The organism is Leptospirillum ferrooxidans C2-3 (assembly GCF_000284315.1).
Classification (GTDB): Bacteria; Nitrospirota; Leptospirillia; order Leptospirillales; family Leptospirillaceae; genus Leptospirillum; species Leptospirillum ferrooxidans.
The window spans coordinates 1,548,840-1,566,421 of the sequence record NC_017094.1; the positions used below are offsets into that span (position 1 = coordinate 1,548,840).

Consider the following 17,582-nt stretch of genomic DNA (forward strand, 5'->3'; position numbering starts at 1 on the left):
GATGAAGGAGAAGCGCATTCCTCCCGTCTCCTGATGAAACGACTATCCCGGAGAGGGTATCCTGCGCGAAATACTGATGAAAAGATCAAAGAACAGAAAAAAATATCAGGGAAAACAATGATATCCCAAACCCTTTACCGGGCGAGAGTGCCAATCCTGATTCTTGTTTTTGCCGGACTATGGAAAATCAACATGTTGCACCCCTATCCAGTGATCTTCCTCCTTCTCAACAAGCTGGGACTCGCCTCCACATCTGCCATCCGGCTTTCGTATACCTTGTTGATGGGCTTTTATATAGCAGGACTCTGGCTTAGGATCTCCGGATCCTCCATTCTGGGATCTGAGACCGTCTGGGGGGGAATGCCCAGAGCCCGCGCACTCGAAACAAGGGGAATATATGGATCGATCAGACACCCCATTCATCTGGGCTCAATGCTCATACTGCTTTCACTGGCCCCGATGAACTCTCCCGTTTCTGCCGGGATCATCCTTTTTTTTGCCATTCCTTTTATCTTTTTTCTGGCGAACCATGAGGACCAATTTCTCCTGAAACACTTCCCGGAGTTCGAGAAATACCGAAAAAACGTTCCCGGGTTCATTCCCAACAGCCATCCTTTAAGGACATTTCTGCATCCCTTTGACGAAAATGAGGGAGCAAACCTATCATCAGGAATCCGCTCCGAATTTCTCAACATCTCCTTTCTTGGAGGATTCTCCGGATTCATCCTGAAAGGAAACACCCAGGCTTTCTGGGAAGGGTTTGCCTCCGGTATCATACTGACAACTTTTATGTACTTTCTTTTCAAGAGGCGATTATCAGTGAGGAACCATTGAAGCCGATCATTACATTGTCGACGGATTTTGGAACAAAGGATCCCTATGTAGGAGCCATAAAAGGAGTTCTCCTCTCAGCCATCCCGGATGCCTCCATAATTGACCTGACTCATGAGCTCGATGTTTTCAAACCATGTAATGCCCTCCCTTTTTTAAAAGACACCATTACCTGGTTTCCTGAGGATAGTTTTCATCTGGTTATTGTGGATCCCGGAGTTGGATCAGACAGGATTCCCCTTCAGATACACTCCCCCTTCGGCTGGATTTTCCTGCCCGACAATGGGCTACCGGCATTGATGAATGAATGGTTCCCCAATCTCTCGTTTAGAAGGATCCCTTATCTGGAGGGACAACCTGAAAAAGAAAGATCTCCAACCTTTCAGGGAAGGGATCTTTTTGCCCGGGCACTGATCCAGCAGGCAAAAGCCAAAAAAGGGACCCATCTCGGAACACCTTTATATCCTGATGCGTTAACAAGATCATTTGATCCAACTCCAAGCGGAATGTGCCGGATCTGGAACGTGGACCACTTCGGAAACATTCTTCTCGGATGCCATGTCAGTTCCCCACCCGAAAGGATTCTCCTACCTGATGCTCCGATGATTATTCCATATGTCCGTTTTTACCAGGATGTACCGGTTGGTAATTTGGGGATTCTTATCAATAGCTCAGGCTGGCTTGAAATCTTTCAACGGGAGGGCTCCGCCCAAAAACTCTGGAACCTCCAAAAAGGAGATAGGATCAGGATCCTTCTGGAAGGGGGCGAATACAAAAGCTTGTAACCACTCTTTCATCAGTGGCACTTATTTGACAAAATTCAGCACCAAAAGATAGAATCGAATTCAATAATCACTCTCAATCAGATCAAAAACACCCTAACAATAAAGATGTTCCAAACTGTGTCCCAATTTTTTCCATGGATAAACAGACTGAGCCGGAGCCATCTATGACCCGTTTTTTTCGCATTCCATTTCTCTTTTTTATCCCAATCTCCATTATTCTCATGCATCAGACTGCCACTCCGGAAGAAACGGTCACACTTCTGGGAAGCACGCTCCTTGAACAATCCGGCCCAGTGATTATTCGCCCCATAACCAACTCAAAAAACAAAAAAATCGCCTCAGAAGAAATCCGGGGAAAACTGGATGGGAAAGGACAATTCTCAATACAGCTCCCCCGGTCCATTTTTCCTGCCAGGGTCATTCTTCCATTAAGAGTCCCTTCCGACTGCTCTCAACGACCAAAACACCATCAGCCGTTTCTTTCTGCAATGATCGAGAAACCAGGAGAAAAAAGACAAATCGGAGTTCTTTCAACGCTCAAGGATCTCCATGAACAAGAACAGCACTCAGGTCTTCTGATCACCCTCAAAACCCTGCAGAAACAGAATAAGGCGGAGTCTCTGATTGACCTTGCCATATCAAAGATCTCCATCGCTGAAACACCATCAAGCCTGCTTGCCTGGGCAATTGTCGAAGACCTCTCTGATGGGGAAGCCGATGGCTTGAAGTGGGGCAAAAAGATCCCCCTATGCAGACAATGGTCTCCGGCTATCCTTGCGACCTCCTATCTTTCCCGTGGATTGCTCAAGGCAACAGACGCGCCCGATCAAAAGAGATCTCGAATGATGGCAAAAAAAATCATCATGGACTTTGCCCGTTATGCCCCTCCCCTTGGGACACAAAGAATCTCTGGTCCTCCGCTTATGGTTCCAAGAGACTCCGGCGCCCTCGTAACGCTTTCGGATGGTCGAGTTGTCTCCATCGGAGGAGAGGCCGCTGCTGGAATCGTCCCGACAGTCGAAGTCTTTAGCCCCTTAAAAAACAAATGGGAAAAAACCATTCCGGACTATCCGTTGTCTGTTTCCTATACAGCCGCGGCATCCATGCCTGGGAACAGGATTTTTGTCTCCGGCGGGTTCAACAGTACGGGCATTCTCAGGGAAGCCTTTATCTACACACCAAAAACAGGAACATGGAACAAAATCTTACCGGATCCTGTCTCGAGAATGGGGGCTGTTGCCATTTCATTGCCCAATGGAAATGTTCTCGTGGTTGGTGGCCAGTCTGAATCCGGATTCCTCTCATTGGCAGAGGAATACTCCATCCGATCAGGAAAATGGAAAACCCTTCCATCCGCACCCACAAGCAGAATGGGAGGCACAGGAGTTCTTCTGAACAACGGGTTGGTTCTTTTTATGGGAGGATTTGAAGGAGAAAACGGAATCTCAGGAACAGGAAATCTTTACAATCCCAAGACTCGAGTGTGGGGAAAATCCATTCGACCTTCACCAACCCCCAGACTCTACGCAACATCATTGCTCCTTCCGGACGGGAAAGTTCTCATGGCCGACGGATTCAACAGAAATGGCGTTCTCGACAAGCTCGACATCTACGATCCGATGACAAATCAGTGGAACAGCAATGTTCATCCTGACATCACAAAAAGGAAAGAGCTCGGTGCAGCGCTTCTGCCTGATGGAAGGATCATGCTTGTCGGAGGGGAAGACGCTGGAGGAAACTCTATTGGATCCGTTACTTTTTTAAAATAACCCATGAAAAGTCATAGATTCCATTCCAACGGGAACCTGTGACTTTTCATCAGATGGGGGGAGGTAGAATCGCGGACTCCGTCTTGCCTCTTTCCATTCCACCCAAATGGGAATAAAAAAGAAAACCATTTGGGGCGACTCAAGATTACCGAACCGATCTGATCAGGACAGATCTTGCGAAGAACCGGAGAAACCCCTCTACGGAGCGCCGATATATCCCGGAAGGAGCGGAGAGTTAGACGGCCGGATGGAGGGAGTTTGATCAAATCCATTTGATCTGGCCTCAAAAGGCAATCGGGAGAGCAACTCCCGGGAAACATCGCTCCACTTCGGATCAGGCAGATACCTTCTGACCGCTTCAAGAAAGATCTCCGTAAACAATCCATGGTGCGCGACAGGGTCAACATGGCTTTCCTGGTTTCTTTGCGATGCATCAAACTCCAGAAGATCAATCGGGTCAGAGGACTGGCGACGAACCGATATCAACGGTCTGGTTCCTTTGGGAAAGAAGAATCTTTTTCCTCCGGAAAAGCAGGCATCAACCATCAGATACTTCTTTTGTGCAGCAGACTGGCTGATCCAGTTTTTCAATGTTTTTAATGGAATGGCCCCTTCCCCTGTCGGAAGGATATCGGAAGGGGCCAAACCAGGACTCCCCGAAGAAGATAGTGTGCCATGTCCGGAAAAATAGACCAGGAAACGATGGAGAGGATATCCTTTCCAGACCAGAATCCTGTTTTTGACTGCAAAATAGCTTGCATCCCCGTTTTCAAGCAAAATCGTCGACCAACCCATCTTTTTTAGGAAAGCGGCCATAGATCGCGCATCGTTATCCGCAAACTCTGCGGAAGGAACGCCCTTGAGAAGATAGTGGTCAACACCAATAATGACAGCGACCCAGCTCTTGTGAGCCTTGACCTGTTGCGCTGGATCAAGATTCTGTATCCAGGACTCTATTGGGGTCCTATTGATGCCATCGGGAGTCACGATCGACGGCTTTGGATCATAGGGAGGAGATCTGCGGGGCCTCAAGAAGTCAATATTCTTTTTTGCTTCCAAAAGACCATGATCCGCTGCCTTTTGAAACCAGAAACGAGCTTTTTCCCGGTCGACAGGGACACCATCCCCTCTCATATAAACAAGGCCCAAATTATTCATCGCGTCAGCATCTCCTCCTTTTGCCGACAGAAGAAAATAGCGGGCGGCTTCCCGTTTATCATGACTCCCCCCTTTTTCTTCAAGGAGGAGAGCCAGATTATTATAGGCTGCGGGATTTTTTAACCGGGCAGAACGAGAAAACCATTCAATGGCCTGACGATTGCTTTTTCGGACTCCCAACCCATGGCTGTATAAAACACCAAGGTTGTTCATCGCTTCCCTGTTTCCGTGAGATGCCGCTTTTTCATACCAGAAGACAGCCTTCTTCTGATTGACAGATGTTCCCAGCCCGTACTCCCTGAGGTATCCCTGAATAAACTCGGACTCAGGGTCCCCGTTCAGTGCATTTTTTCTGGATAATAAAAACAGGGCTGAATACTTTTTATGGAAGAGCAGGGAGCGCATTTCGGTGTGATGGGAAGCCGCCGATGGGGTTGTACAGGATGAAAACAAAAGAAGTGCGATAACAAAAGGAAACGTTTTCCCTATGAGACAACAAAGGGAATCCGACACTCTACCGGATAACATCAAAAAGAAGATCCGGTAAGAAAAAGAAATGCAATCAATATCCATACCACCTCCATGGGAGGGGATTTTTTCTTTCGACAGGATTATCGGTCCTTTTTTAACTGAGAGGGAAAGTTGTCATAGTAATATTCAGGAGGAACGCTTCTTAAGAGATCCGGAAGATCCATCTCCTCACAAGTCATCCATGGACCTTCCAACCCATTTGAAGAAAACCAGTGTCCCTTGAATGATTGAAAATATTGCCCATCAGAAAAATACAGGGGGCGGTCAGAATTTAAAAAGATATAAAGATTGGTCGTAGGAATCAGTGTCGGAACGGGATCTCCGTCAAAGCGAAGGATGGTGGGAGTAATCTTTGAAACCTTAATGGGAGCTGTGCTTTCCGTTGAACATCCCAGAACGGAAAAAAAAATCAGCATGGACAAAACACCAGATAGGGAAACAGCTCGAAATCCTAACAGTTTTTTTCGCTTGACTCCCATACCAAAACCCCATAGAATCCTGATCATGTCGACCCCTAGAAAACCTCTTAAAAATAGTGCGCTCATGATTATTGGCCTTGTCATACTCCTGATTTTTGGACTATATCTGGGCTCAATGGAATTGCCTCACTTTACCGCCATGGGCCCTTGATCGGCCAGAATGTTCTTCCGGATTTTCTTCAGAAACCTTTTTACAAACCCCACAGATTCCCTCTATTTCAATCCGGTGATACCCTTCCGAGTAACCTGCCTGCCGCATAATTTCGTGAATTCCCTCTTCAAAGGGGCAAGAGTCAATGTCACGAATCTCACCACAAACACGACATATCAAATGATGATGGTGGCCAACAGATCCCACAAGATAGACATCATCTCCCGATTCCCTGTGGATTTTTTCAAGGATCCCCATCTCTAAAAAAAGGTCAATGGCACGAAAGATCGTCGCACGTCCCAATGCCGGATCAGAGACCATCAAAAGCTTTTCAAGATCCATGGGCGAAAAGGTAAGAGGAAAAGAGAGGATTGCTTTCAAAATAATATCTCGCTGCTCTGTCAGACGGCAACCTTTTTCTGCCAGCAATGCTGTCATATCCTCATATGAAAAACGCTTTTCCCTTCCATCAACCCCCATAAAAGCCCCTTCTCAAAAAGTTGAACCTATTTTGACAATCTGACAAAAGAAAACGCTTTCAGCGGATTCTGCGGGTACAGGACTTTCTCGATAAAGTCACCAAGAAAATTGAACTCGTTGACAACCCCTGGATAGGTATCGACTGTCACGATCAAAAGGGGATCCGTACACCCGTTCAAATAGTTCCCCATTCCAAAACCTTTTGCCGAATTAACCGGAACAGGTGACAGAACATGCAGAAACTTGTCAATATCCTGATGAAAAAAATACCTCCGGGTCACATGCCCCTCCCAGTCCGTCCACTTGAACTCAACAGCCTGAATATATCCATTGCTTCTGCCAATAAAACGGATCACGACAGACTTGTACTGATCCGGAACCTTGACAACGCGATTATGCTCACAGTGGACAACAAAAGGATGGGATGGATCGAGTGCAATCGTGTAAGGAAATTCGTAGGGAATCACTTTAGGATTGAAAAACCGATTGATAACCCTGACGATAACACCGTTTGGTGCTGCGTCCGGAGTTAAACCAAGAGAGGACAGGGTTGTCGTTTTTTTCACCGTCTGACATCCGGACAGGAAGAGTATCCCGGCAAAAAAAGCAACAGAAAAAAAACTCCATTTCACACTTCCCGGACGAAATCGCATTCAAACACCCTCCACCAAGGCAATCAATAATCTGTTTAGTCCTTCACTTCATTTTTTTGAGAAAAAACATTCCAACGGGCAAAAAAGTCATAAGCAACAGGAACGATAAACAATGTCAGCAACATGGAAGAGATCAATCCACCCATAACAACCAGTGCCATTGGAGCACGCAACGGACCACCGGAACCGATACCAAGTGCCATTGGAGACATCCCAGCGACCATGGCAACAGTCGTCATCAATATAGGCCTTAACCTTACAGGACAGGCTGCCAAAAGCGCATCCCTTCGCGAATAGCCTCTTTTTCTCAAAGTATTTGTATAGTCCACCATCAGTATTGCATTTTTTGCCACAAGTCCAAAGAGGATGATCAGCCCCATCGCACTCATGATGTTGAGGGAATTGCCTGTCAGATAAAGAGCCAACGCTGCTCCGGACAAGGAGACAGGAATCGAGAGTGTAATAATGAATGGCTGGACAAAACTTTCAAACTGGGAGGCAAGCACCATAAAGACAGCGATAATGGCCAATCCAATAGCCATCATGAAAGAGCCGATCGCATTGTTCATGACATCTCCCGATCCCCCGAAACGAAGACGGTAATTTCCGGGGAGATGATCTTTTTTCCATTGGGTGATGTCATCCAATGCCGTCTTGAGAGGGATGTTTCCCGAAAGATTGGATTCAAGGGTCACCGATGGCATCCGGTCATCACGAACTCGTCTTTTAAACTGAACAGCTGATTCCACCCTTGCCATATCCCCCAAAAGGATGACTTTTCCGGTGGAGGTCATCATCGGCAAGGACTCCAGATCCGAAGGAGAACTCAGATCCTTGGAAATCATGGATAGATGGACGGGAATGGTCCGGCCATCGACTCTGGCCCATCCGGTATCCATGCCTGCCAAATAAAGATGAAGAGTTCCGCCCAATTCACTTGCACTACTCCCGGCTGGAAGATTTTTCTTGGGGACAACAGCCAAAAGCTTCTGTCGCTCACCTTCCCGCGTCGTGATATCGACAAACCCCTTTGTTTTTTCAAGGTCCATACGGAGGCTCTCAACCAATGATGCCAGCCTCTTTCTGTCCGGTCCCTGAAGAATGATCTGAATTGGGACATCCGTTCCATTACCACCAAGAGGTGAAAGATGATCTATCGAAAAATCAATGGCCGGGTAGGTCAGAAGAAGCTTCCTCAAATGAACGATAGCGTCTTCTTCCGAAGTTTTCCTCATGGACAATGGCTTCATCAATACATAGAAATATCCTCTGTTGGACGAACCACCGTAAGAATTTCCAATCTGGTAAAAAACAGAGTCGATCCCTTTTTGTTGTCGGATTTTTGAAGCAACATCCTTAAAAATTGTTTTGGAAAAGTCGATCGAAGAAGCCTCTCCCGCCGTCATCCTCACGACAAAAGCTCCATCATCTGTCCGTGGGACAAGATCAGCGCCCAACAAATAGAGAATCCCCGCAGCAAGCGCAATCGACAAGAAACCCACCCCGGCAACAGAACCGGGATGATCAAGAGCTTTTATCAAAAGGGCGCGATATTTTGAAATCAGTGCATCCATTTTCCCATCAAGGACTCTTGATGAAACAGATTTCATCCCTGATCCGGAAGAAAAATTCATCATCACAGGAATCAAGGTTAAAGAAACCAGCATGGAAACAAGCACCGCAAAGGAAACGGTCAGACCAAACTCGAAAAAGAACTTTCCGATAATGCCATGCATGAAGGCAACAGGGGCAAAGACAGAAATGATGGAAAAAGTGGTCGCCATGACCGCCATCCCGATTTCCCCGACACCATCTGAAACAGCCTGATCAAAGGGTTTCCCCATCTGCCCATGGCGGTGAATATTCTCAAGGACAACAATCGCATCATCCACCAGGATTCCGACAACCAGGGAGAGTCCCAGCATTGTCATATTATTAAGAGAGAAGTGAGCCATTTTCATCATCAGAAATGTCGCAATCACCGATGATGGGATCGAAATGGAGGCAATCATTGTTGTCTTGAAGCTCCCTAAAAAGATCCAAATTACCAATACGGTTAAAGCACCACCGAAGAGAAGCGTCTCAAGAAGCTCCCGATTGTTTTTCCGAATCATCTCCGAGCGGTCCATGCGAATAACGGGATCAAGAACGATCGATTGTCCATTTACACCAGAAACGGCAGCAACGGCTTTCCTCTCCAGTATGATCTTTCGGATCTTGCCGGAAAGGGACAATCCATCAGCACCCTTTTTCTTGAATATCCTCAACCCGATGGCTCGCGTTCCATCGATCCTGAAAATTTCGGTTTCCCTGACCGGACCGATGGAAATGGTCGCAATCCTTGAGAGTGGAATCGTCCTGCCTTTCCCATCCGGAACAGGAAGGGAAGAAAGAGATGCCACAGTCGACTCGGAATCGAGTGTTTCAACCATTATTTCTTCCTTGCCGGAAGTCATTGTTCCTGCCGGAATGGACAGTCCGACCTTTTTCAGGGATTCAAGGACCGATGTCACCGGAACCAGATACTTTGTGAGCTCCTTCCTGTGCAAACTGATATGAAGGACCTCCCTTGCAGGAAAGATCGGCTTCACATCTGCAACCCCCGAAAGCTTTCTGATGGGGGTGACCAGATTCATCATCGCCCAATCCGTTATGACACGAGAATCCATTGAGTCCGGAATCGGGAGGATCACCCATAAAAGTGGCAAGGAGGTCGGATTGACGACCGATATGATTGGTGGAGCCGTTCCAGAAGGGAGGCTTGGTGAAACACTTTCAACCTTTTCCTGAAGTCTTGGGTAAATCAGACGGGGATCGGAATGTTCCGAAAAAATTGCAGTCAGGGAAACCACCCCGGAAAGGCTGACCACATGGAGATGCTTGAGACCCGGAAGACTTGAAAGGGCTTCTTCAACCGGAGGAACCACTGTCTTTTCAAGGACCTTTGAAGAAACACCAGGCAGAAGATATGTCACGGAAAGGATTGGGAAAGACACCCTGGGAAAAAGATTTCGCCCAAGGGAAAAATAGGAGTATAGGCCCGATGAGATCAGCGCAATAAAGATAATCAGGGTTGTAACTGGTCTTTTGATTGCGAATGTTGAAAGAAACATTGGCCCCCGGATACCGTTTCGGATTCACGACCAATCCCGAGATTGGGAAACACGAAAGGAATGATCAAAATCATGGTTGTCTTTAGACTCTTCAGACGGCTCATGGAGAGTCCCTGTTCCCATAAACACTTCCTGAGAAGGCAAGCAAGTTCACCTTCCCCAATCTTGGGAGAATTTGATCTGACTGTTCTGGTGGCCTACTATAGCAGAGAAGGGGGAGATCAGAAAGATTTGATTTTCCGGAAAAGGGTTCCATTCCCGGCTGTCTTTCCACCGGATCGGGTGACCTGACGTTACAGTGAAAAAGGATGAATCCTGATGAAAAAAATGGGTTTCCTGTTTGTCTGCTTCCTCTTGATCGGAGGGTGCAACTGGTTTCTTTCCTTCCCGAAGGAAGGAACAATGGCCCCCATCAGCCACAATCCCGTGCTCAGGATCGGTGAACGCTACACGGATCTCTGCACGATGAATGTGCCGGACCATCTTCACCGGGAAAGCGTCAGCCATGCTCTGTTCCACCATCGTCCGTTCCTGATTTTTTTTGGAGCCCCGGTCCATTGCACGCCATGCGTCCATGAAGCCCGACTAATTGGTGGATTGATGGATCTCTACAGAAGCCGGATGGCTTTTATCCATATCGATGACTATGAGGATTCGGAACAGCAGACTGTCCACGACTGGCGCGTTCATGGAGAACCATGGGTTGCAATCATCAATCAAAAAGGTGTAATCGCAAAGGTTATTCCCGGTGATGCAAGTTACGGATCCCTGAATAAAATCATTCAGCACACTATCCGCTAGCACCCCCAAGGCTCAGGTCCGGAGCATTTCACTCCGGACCCATTGGAGCGCTTCTTCCCGGGAGGTAATTTTCCCTTCCCTCACGCGTTCATCAACAGATTTGAGCATTTCACCGACCCGCTTCCCGCCAGGGATCCCCATCCGCAGTAAATCCTCTCCGGAAATAAACGAACTCTTGAGAATGTTTTCTGAAAAAGAACTTAACCTTGACAAAAGATTCTTCCGATCGTCCATTCGAGATTGGGGCATGAGCCACCCGTACCGGGAGCCCGTTTCAACAACATGTTGGGAAATGACCCTCAAAAACTTGCCCGGGTTCATCTCTTTTCCGGAAGACACGGAAGGCTCCGATATGACATCCTTCAGGATGCTCCCTACCTTTCCCTCCAAACCGAAAAACCGGATTCCAGACTCCAGATCCTCCGAAGGAAGCTCCTTCAGAATGGGCAGATAAAAAAAGGTTTCTCCATGACACCACTCCCTGAGCAAGGACCACTTCAAGGGAAGAAGAGAAGACACGCTCCCCCCAAAGATCATTTTAACAAGCCAAACAACCTCCAGAAGAGAACCCTCCAGAGTTTGGCTCCAAATGGCTTTTGGAAAAAGGGACCACATCAATCCCGATAGATAAATCCGCTTCAAGACATCAACAGGTTCTTTTTCAAGAAAAATTCTGACAAACTCTTTTCGGATACGTGTTCCTGAAATCGTGAGGACGCTCTTTTGGGAAACACCTTCAGAGAGCAGCGATTGAGTCCCTTCTTCCCACTTAAAGGAAAAACGGGAAAGCAGACGGAAACCCCGAAACATTCGGGTAGGATCATCCCGGAAAGAGTTTCTGTGTAAAACTCTCAATACTCCAGAATGAATATCTTCTCGGCCACCAAACGGGTCTATCAGCCGATCCTGGCAATCTCCAACCTCTTCGAGTGGCCATGCCATCGCATTAATGGAAAAATCCCTTCGCCCCAAATCTTCGAGGAGGGTTGCTGGAGTCACAATGGGAAGAGCTCCAGGGCTTTCATAAACTTCCGTTCTTGCCATCGCAATATCGACATGAATATCTCTTCCGTGTTTTACCCAGAACCTTGCCGTATTGAACCTTGGCTCAAAAATGACCTCGCAGGAGAGGTTTTTAGAAATTCGTTCACTCCATTTCAAGACATCTCCCGAAAGACAGATATCCACATCCCGGAGATCAGGAGGACCATACCCGGAAAGTAAAAAATCCCGAACAAGGCCCCCTACCAGAAAAGCTTTTCCATCTGGAGGGGGGGGAATCCACTTGAAGATCAGTCGGGAAACACCGAGAAGATTGGACACCATAAATTCCCCTCCCCGTTCCTCGCGTTGATGCAAGCGTTTCTCCTTTAGAAAAACTGTACAAGCAAAAGCTGGACAATGTTCCATCGACCAAGGCAATCGGCGGAATCCACCATGGGACCCTAAAAATAGCAACCTTTTCCCGACAGGACAAACGTTATTCAAAAAGCTAAATGAGTTGTCCTAAAAACAGGGAGTGATCAAAACAGATGGAGCAATCCGGACAGATTTGATAGAATTCCCGAACACACTGTAAAATCTCCAAAAGGAGCCTTCGTCAGGAGCTTAAACGAGGAGAGAGGCAAGCGCATGATTCCGGAAATATCTGAAAAAGCCCAGGAAGAACCCAGACAAACCATCCTGCTCATTCATCATGTCGGAGAAATGGTCAACAGGGGAGATCTTGAGGGAGCGCTCCTCCTGATCGACGAAGCTCTTCAAAAAAATCCGGAATCATCCAGAATCAAGGCCGAAAAAGGAAAGATACTCGAACTCTCCGGCCGAACCCGGGAGGCTGAAGATCTTTATTGGAGTTCCTTTGAACCGGCAAACTCCAATTGTCCAGAGTCCTTTCTCTATCTTGCCTCCCTCAAAATGAATGCGGGAGATCTGCAAAAGGCCCTTTGGTTACTTGAAAAAGGGCTAGAACGATTTCCCGAAAACCAATTCATCCTTCTCGAAGCAGGCATTGTTTCTGCACTTTTAGGAAAATGGTGGCTGGCTCTCGACCGTCTGAATGCCCTGGTCCGGACAAAAACACCTCCAGTAGAGGCGATCATGGCATGGGGAGCACTCATTACAAGACTTGCTCTTGTCGAGGATTACCCAGAGCTTGTCACCCGATATCGGACAATTGCCGATCGGAACCCTTCTGACATTGACAGCCGAATTCTGTATGTCCACGCATTGGAAATTGCCGATCAAAAAAGAAAAGCCCTAAAGGAAATCAAGGGACTCGAAAAAATCTTTACCAAATCTCCTGTTCTTCTCAGAGAAATGGGTCGAGTCCTCATGAACAACAATGAATATGCCCAGGCAATCGATTCCTTTCGACGAGTGCTTGATCTTGAGGGCGACTCCCCCTCCCTTCGTCACACAATGGCCATGGCACATAAACTGAACGGAAAACCACTGGCAGCACTCGAATCCATCGGAAGAGCCATCGAACTTGAGCCCGACAATCCCGAGCATAGCCTGCTCATGGGACAAATCGTTTTGGATATGGGAGATCTTGACCGGGCAAGCACCATCATTCACCAACATCAGCATGCCCCATCTTTTCGAAATCTCGGTGATCTTTATGTGCAAAAAAAGAAATGGGGACAGGCGACTGAAGCCTACCTCCGAGGGTTCGAGATTCACCCGACTCCCGAAACGGGAGAGGAAATACTCCGGCTCATTGAAAAAAAAGGCGGGGAACCTTTCGTCTTCATGGAAGTTATGGCCTGGATGGACCTTTTCTTCCCCAAGAGGATTCCCTCCCGATACCGAACAGCATCATTCCTTGACACATTCCTCAAAAGAATAAAACCTTTAAAAGAAGATACAGAAACGATCGCCATTAAAGCCATTGCGACCTACTTCCGGGGAAAAACAAACGATGCCATTCCCATGCTTGAAAAAGTGGTCACAATTGATCCCCTGAGTGAAGTTCTTTTCTGGATGATTTCACTGTGTTATGAAATGACAGGGAACATTCCAAAGGCGATTGACGCGGCCACAAAAGTTTACCAGAACTCCAGAGAGCCAGTGACCCTTTTCTATACCTTGGGGAGGCTTTATCTGAAAAAAGGGACATCTGTTGAAGAAATTCATGCTCTAAGAGAAAAGTTCATCTCCCACCATGGACCAAAAGCGGGATTTTTCAGAGTCATGACCGAGTTTCACCTTGGACAAAATGACTGGCAAAAAGCCATTGAGTGCTTGCAGGAAGGTATGCAGCGATCACAGGAAAATATTGCCCTCTTTCCCGACTATCAGCGACTGCTCGAAGAAAAAGCTCTATCCCGCTGAGGATATGACACACACGTTCATTTTAACAGACTCGCTGTCTTCAAAAGGGCCCCTTCTCGCAATCCTGAATCAGAAACAATCAAACCTGCAAGATTGAGCTGCTCCATCAGGACATCGAGGATAATCCCTCCGGAAAGGATCAGATCTTCCCGCCCCTTTTCGATTCCCGGAAGCTTGAGTCGTTCGGAAAGGGTCAGGGATGAGAGTCTGCTCACAAGTTCGGTGATTCGGGATCTCTGAAGGCCATGGCCATGGATCTTTTTCGGGTCATATAAACTCATCCCCATCGAAAAAGCCATCAGGGTTGTGACGGTTCCAGCGGTTCCGACACAAGTCACACTTGACGTCAGAAATGGCAACAGCTTTGAAATGACTCCTTCAAAAGACCTTTTGACTTCCCTTCTCGCATTCTCCAATTCCTCCTTTTTGGGAGGATCAGAGTGAATCATTCTCTCTGTGAGAGTGACCACACCCACTTCGACAGAATAGGCCCTCAAACTTTCCGTAAGGGTCTCTCCATAGATGAGTTCTGTCGATCCTCCACCAATATCGATTACCAGATACGGAGGTGTCAGATCAAAAAGATTTCCCAATGCACCGTGGTAGGTCCAAATTGCCTCAGTTTCCCCACCGATCACTTCAAGCGGAACCCCCGTTGCTTCAAACACCCGTTTTAGGACATCAGCCTGATTGCTTGCCTGACGAACCGCTGATGTCCCGATCAGACGGACAAGATCCGGTCTGAACGGAGCCGCAGTCGATAAGAATTGGGCAATCAATTCAACTGTACGGGAAAGCGCAGCTTCACCAACGATCCCTGTATCATGGAGCCCCTCCCCCAGACGGGTAATTTTTCCATCCGTCAGTATCACCTTGGAGATTCGCTGGTTGGAAACATCCGCAACCATCATTCTCACGGAATTGGTCCCGACATCCACCAGACATATGCGATGATTCGATAAACTCACTCCTTCTCCCCCCCGGATGATTGCGACAGATTCGAATCCTTACTCTCCCCGACGGAGCCGGTGAATGGAAAATCGCTCTTTCCCCCTCTCCGAAGCAAGCGGTTCCGCTCTTCCATGAAGAGCAGCACCCTACCCCGGAGCAGATCCCATTCAATCACTTCCCCTTCATCTAGAGATTCCTGAGCTTTTCTCTGATAGACAAATTCACCAAGTTCATGGGTTGCCGCCTCAAGTTTTTTCTCATTTTGCCGAATGGCTATTCCGGCTCGCAGAATTTCCGGAAAGTGGAAGATCTGGAACAAACTGACCTGGCTCCATCTTCTGGAAAAACCCAGTCCCCTCAAAAAATCCTCTTTCATGGAAGAGATCTGGGATCCTTTTTTCAGCGAACTCTGATCCATTCTTCAACTCCTGTGTATCGTGACCGAATAAAGTCGGTCACAGTTGTCCATGCCCAGACCCATTTTTGATGATCGGCTCTCTGGCTGTCACCTTCCTGGAGGAAGTTTCGGACATCCATACGGACAGATTGTAGCGTATCAAAATCTCTCAAAAGATCTGCACAGATAAAGGCCGGCGCTCCGGACTGGCGAGTTCCAAGAAACTCCCCTGGCCCTCTTGAGCGAAGGTCCTCCTCCGCCACAAGAAATCCGTCATCCGACTCTTCCAGGACATGAAGCCTGGCAATCGCCTCATCACTGGCCCCCTCACCCGGAAGAAGAAAGAAAAAACCGGGCAATGATCCCCGGCCAACTCTCCCGCGAAGCTGATGAAGCTGAGCAAGTCCAAAGCGTTCAGCGCTCTCGACAACCATGACTGTGGCATTCGGGATGTCAACACCTACCTCAATCACTGTTGTGGAAACAAGCATCAAAATCTCCCCCGACCGAAAGCGGGACATCATTTCCTCACGACTCTCGTAAGGCATCCTCCCCGTAAGGAGTCCCACTTCAACAGGTGAAAAATAAGTCGACAAAAACTCCCAGTGGCTACTCGCATCCTTTGCTTCGATCACATCTGATTCTTCTATCAGGGGGCAAACAACAAATACCTGCTCCCCCCTCTCCAAAAACGGACGGACGATCCTGTCCCAAAAATCGTTGTCCGACCGGGAAATTCTTGTCTGGACAGGAAGCCTCCCCGGTGGTTTTTCATCAAGAATGGAAAGATCCATGTCACCATAATACGACAGTGCCAGAGATCGGGGAATCGGGGTCGCGGTCATCAGAAGGGTATCCGGCTGTGATCCCTTCCCCATCAGGGTCCGTCTCTGATCAACACCAAAACGATGTTGCTCATCGATCACAACAAGTCCCAGGCAAGAAAAGTTCAGACTTTCCTGAATCAACGCCTGTGTTCCCACCAAAAGGGAGATCTGCCCGGAATGAACCCCTGAAACAATGGCTTTCCGTTCAGATCCCTTGACACTATTAGTCAAAAGGGATGGAGTCAATCCGAGGGGTGAAAAGAGGTGGGACAATGTTTTTTCATGCTGTTTCGCCAAAATTTCGGTTGGAGCCATTAACGCGCACTGGAATCCGGATTTGATGGCAAGATAAAGTGCCCAAGCCGCAATAACGGTTTTTCCGGATCCCACATCACCCAAAAGGAGGCGATTCATCGGGTAATCCTTTTCAAGATCCGCCGAAATCTCTCCCATCACCTTCTTTTGCGCGTTGGTCAAAGAAAAGGGCAGAGATGAGGAAAAATGGGTGAAATCCTCCGGTGCGATCCGGTATTGGTTGGATCTTCCCTGTGCCCGGATATCGGCTTTTTTCTGAAACATCAAAAACTCGAGGAGAAAAAACTCTTCATAGATCAGACGCTTTCGGGGAGGATAAGAGGGGTCAAGCAAGGATTCAAGAGAACCACCCGAAGGAATATCAGCAGGAAAATGAAGTCCGACAATCATTTTGAGCCAGGAATCAAATACATATTTTTTCCGGATACTTTCGGGAAGAGGATCGAAATCACTCCCCCACAGTGAGAGGAGCGTTTCCCCCATCAGCTTTCGAAAGAAAGACGATGTCAAACCAAGAGACTCTCTGTAAACAGGTACAATCCGGTTGACATGAAAGCTTTTACGGCCTTTTTGTCCCGGATCGACTTTTTCAAAGACAGGGCTTTTGACAACAATGGAACGATCGAACTCCGAATATTCGATTCGTCCGAAAAAAAAAGCATGCGCAGATTCCGGTAGCGCTTTCAGGATGTACTCCTGACCAAACCACACTGCCTTGATCGACCCGGAACCATCTGAAAGGATTGCCTCTATGACAGGAACCCTGAGCTTGCGAATCTCTTTTTTGCGGATGGAGCTGACCGTTGCAAGGAATCCCTGCGGTTCCCCTTCCCTCAGGTTTTCAATCGAGGGGACACCTCTTCTGTCTTCATAGCGGAAAGGAAGCGTGTACAAAAGATCGAGAACCGTCCGGATGCCAAGTTTGGAGAGCCGCTCTCCTCGCCTGGGTCCAACATCAGGAAGGGATGAGATAGAGGTGGCAGGGGTCAGCACGTCCTGTCAGCC

At 47.8% G+C, this 17,582-nt stretch carries 14 protein-coding genes; 5 read left to right on the top strand and 9 right to left on the bottom strand.

The features are described 5' to 3' along the window. Positions 1-117 precede the first annotated feature (117 nt). The 3 genes from LFE_RS07920 (at position 118) to LFE_RS07930 (ending at position 3,385) form a co-directional block, all read left to right on the top strand. Positions 118-834 (top strand): methyltransferase family protein, encoded by a 717-nt coding sequence (locus LFE_RS07920; RefSeq protein WP_014449706.1) that lies wholly within the window; start codon positions 118-120, stop codon positions 832-834. Further along, the gene (locus LFE_RS07925) at positions 831-1,616 is read left to right on the top strand and encodes an SAM hydrolase/SAM-dependent halogenase family protein (protein ID WP_014449707.1); all 786 of its coding nucleotides are present in this window, start codon (positions 831-833) and stop codon (positions 1,614-1,616) included. The genes LFE_RS07920 and LFE_RS07925 overlap by 4 nt, the downstream gene beginning before the upstream one ends. A gap of 164 nt (positions 1,617-1,780) precedes the next feature. Then, entirely contained in the window at positions 1,781-3,385 is a 1,605-nt protein-coding gene (locus LFE_RS07930; protein WP_014449708.1) for a Kelch repeat-containing protein, read from the top strand. Positions 3,386-3,583: 198 nt separating this feature from the next. On the opposite strand, the gene LFE_RS07935 is transcribed toward LFE_RS07930, so the two are convergent. Genes LFE_RS07935 through LFE_RS07955 form a run of 5 tightly spaced genes read right to left on the bottom strand, consistent with a single transcriptional unit; the run spans position 3,584 to position 9,950 of the window. Then, positions 3,584-5,116, bottom strand: coding sequence for a caspase family protein (locus tag LFE_RS07935; RefSeq protein ID WP_014449709.1), 1,533 nt, complete (start codon positions 5,114-5,116; stop codon positions 3,584-3,586). A 38-nt stretch (positions 5,117-5,154) separates the two neighbouring features. Further along, a complete protein-coding gene (locus LFE_RS07940; RefSeq protein WP_148272595.1) occupies positions 5,155-5,637 on the bottom strand; it encodes a hypothetical protein in 483 nt (160 codons plus the stop codon). Positions 5,638-5,665: 28 nt separating this feature from the next. Continuing rightward, entirely contained in the window at positions 5,666-6,184 is a 519-nt protein-coding gene (locus tag LFE_RS07945) for a Fur family transcriptional regulator (protein WP_014449711.1), read from the bottom strand. Positions 6,185-6,210: 26 nt separating this feature from the next. Beyond that, positions 6,211-6,837, bottom strand: coding sequence for a hypothetical protein (locus LFE_RS07950; RefSeq protein WP_014449712.1), 627 nt, complete (start codon positions 6,835-6,837; stop codon positions 6,211-6,213). Positions 6,838-6,872: 35 nt separating this feature from the next. Beyond that, a complete protein-coding gene (locus LFE_RS07955) occupies positions 6,873-9,950 on the bottom strand; it encodes an efflux RND transporter permease subunit (protein WP_014449713.1) in 3,078 nt (1,025 codons plus the stop codon). A gap of 318 nt (positions 9,951-10,268) precedes the next feature. Here LFE_RS07955 and LFE_RS07965 point away from each other — a divergent pair, with 318 nt between their 5' ends. Beyond that, positions 10,269-10,751 (top strand): TlpA family protein disulfide reductase, encoded by a 483-nt coding sequence (locus LFE_RS07965; protein ID WP_014449714.1) that lies wholly within the window; start codon positions 10,269-10,271, stop codon positions 10,749-10,751. Between the two features lie 12 nt (positions 10,752-10,763). On the opposite strand, the gene LFE_RS07970 is transcribed toward LFE_RS07965, so the two are convergent. Then, a complete protein-coding gene (locus LFE_RS07970) occupies positions 10,764-12,110 on the bottom strand; it encodes a tRNA nucleotidyltransferase/poly(A) polymerase family protein (RefSeq protein ID WP_014449715.1) in 1,347 nt (448 codons plus the stop codon). Positions 12,111-12,383: 273 nt separating this feature from the next. Between LFE_RS07970 and LFE_RS07975 the strand changes: the two genes are divergently transcribed. Next, positions 12,384-14,087 (top strand): tetratricopeptide repeat protein, encoded by a 1,704-nt coding sequence (locus LFE_RS07975; RefSeq protein WP_014449716.1) that lies wholly within the window; start codon positions 12,384-12,386, stop codon positions 14,085-14,087. Between the two features lie 17 nt (positions 14,088-14,104). Here LFE_RS07975 and LFE_RS07980 read toward each other — a convergent pair whose 3' ends face one another. Genes LFE_RS07980 through recG form a run of 3 tightly spaced genes read right to left on the bottom strand, consistent with a single transcriptional unit; the run spans position 14,105 to position 17,570 of the window. Continuing rightward, complete coding sequence (locus LFE_RS07980; RefSeq protein WP_014449717.1) at positions 14,105-15,055, bottom strand: Ppx/GppA phosphatase family protein; 951 nt, start codon at positions 15,053-15,055, stop codon at positions 14,105-14,107. Then, positions 15,052-15,456 carry a hypothetical protein gene (locus tag LFE_RS07985; protein ID WP_014449718.1) on the bottom strand — a complete coding sequence of 135 codons (405 nt, stop codon included), beginning with the start codon at positions 15,454-15,456 and terminating at the stop codon, positions 15,052-15,054. The genes LFE_RS07980 and LFE_RS07985 overlap by 4 nt, the downstream gene beginning before the upstream one ends. Next, positions 15,438-17,570: an ATP-dependent DNA helicase RecG gene (gene recG, locus LFE_RS07990; RefSeq protein ID WP_014449719.1), complete on the bottom strand. Its 2,133-nt coding sequence runs from the start codon at positions 17,568-17,570 to the stop codon at positions 15,438-15,440. The genes LFE_RS07985 and recG overlap by 19 nt, the downstream gene beginning before the upstream one ends. Between the last annotated feature and the right edge of the window lie 12 nt (positions 17,571-17,582).

Coding starts and splice junctions, on each gene's coding strand:
- LFE_RS07930 (WP_014449708.1), top strand. CDS start 1,781: ATGACCCGTTTTTTTCGCATTCCATTTCTCTTTTTTATCCCAATCTCC.
- LFE_RS07935 (WP_014449709.1), bottom strand. CDS start 5,116: ATGGATATTGATTGCATTTCTTTTTCTTACCGGATCTTCTTTTTGATG.
- LFE_RS07920 (WP_014449706.1), top strand. CDS start 118: ATGATATCCCAAACCCTTTACCGGGCGAGAGTGCCAATCCTGATTCTT.
- LFE_RS07940 (WP_148272595.1), bottom strand. CDS start 5,637: ATGACAAGGCCAATAATCATGAGCGCACTATTTTTAAGAGGTTTTCTA.
- LFE_RS07985 (WP_014449718.1), bottom strand. CDS start 15,456: ATGGATCAGAGTTCGCTGAAAAAAGGATCCCAGATCTCTTCCATGAAA.
- LFE_RS07975 (WP_014449716.1), top strand. CDS start 12,384: ATGATTCCGGAAATATCTGAAAAAGCCCAGGAAGAACCCAGACAAACC.
- LFE_RS07950 (WP_014449712.1), bottom strand. CDS start 6,837: ATGCGATTTCGTCCGGGAAGTGTGAAATGGAGTTTTTTTTCTGTTGCT.
- LFE_RS07945 (WP_014449711.1), bottom strand. CDS start 6,184: ATGGGGGTTGATGGAAGGGAAAAGCGTTTTTCATATGAGGATATGACA.
- LFE_RS07955 (WP_014449713.1), bottom strand. CDS start 9,950: ATGTTTCTTTCAACATTCGCAATCAAAAGACCAGTTACAACCCTGATT.
- LFE_RS07965 (WP_014449714.1), top strand. CDS start 10,269: ATGAAAAAAATGGGTTTCCTGTTTGTCTGCTTCCTCTTGATCGGAGGG.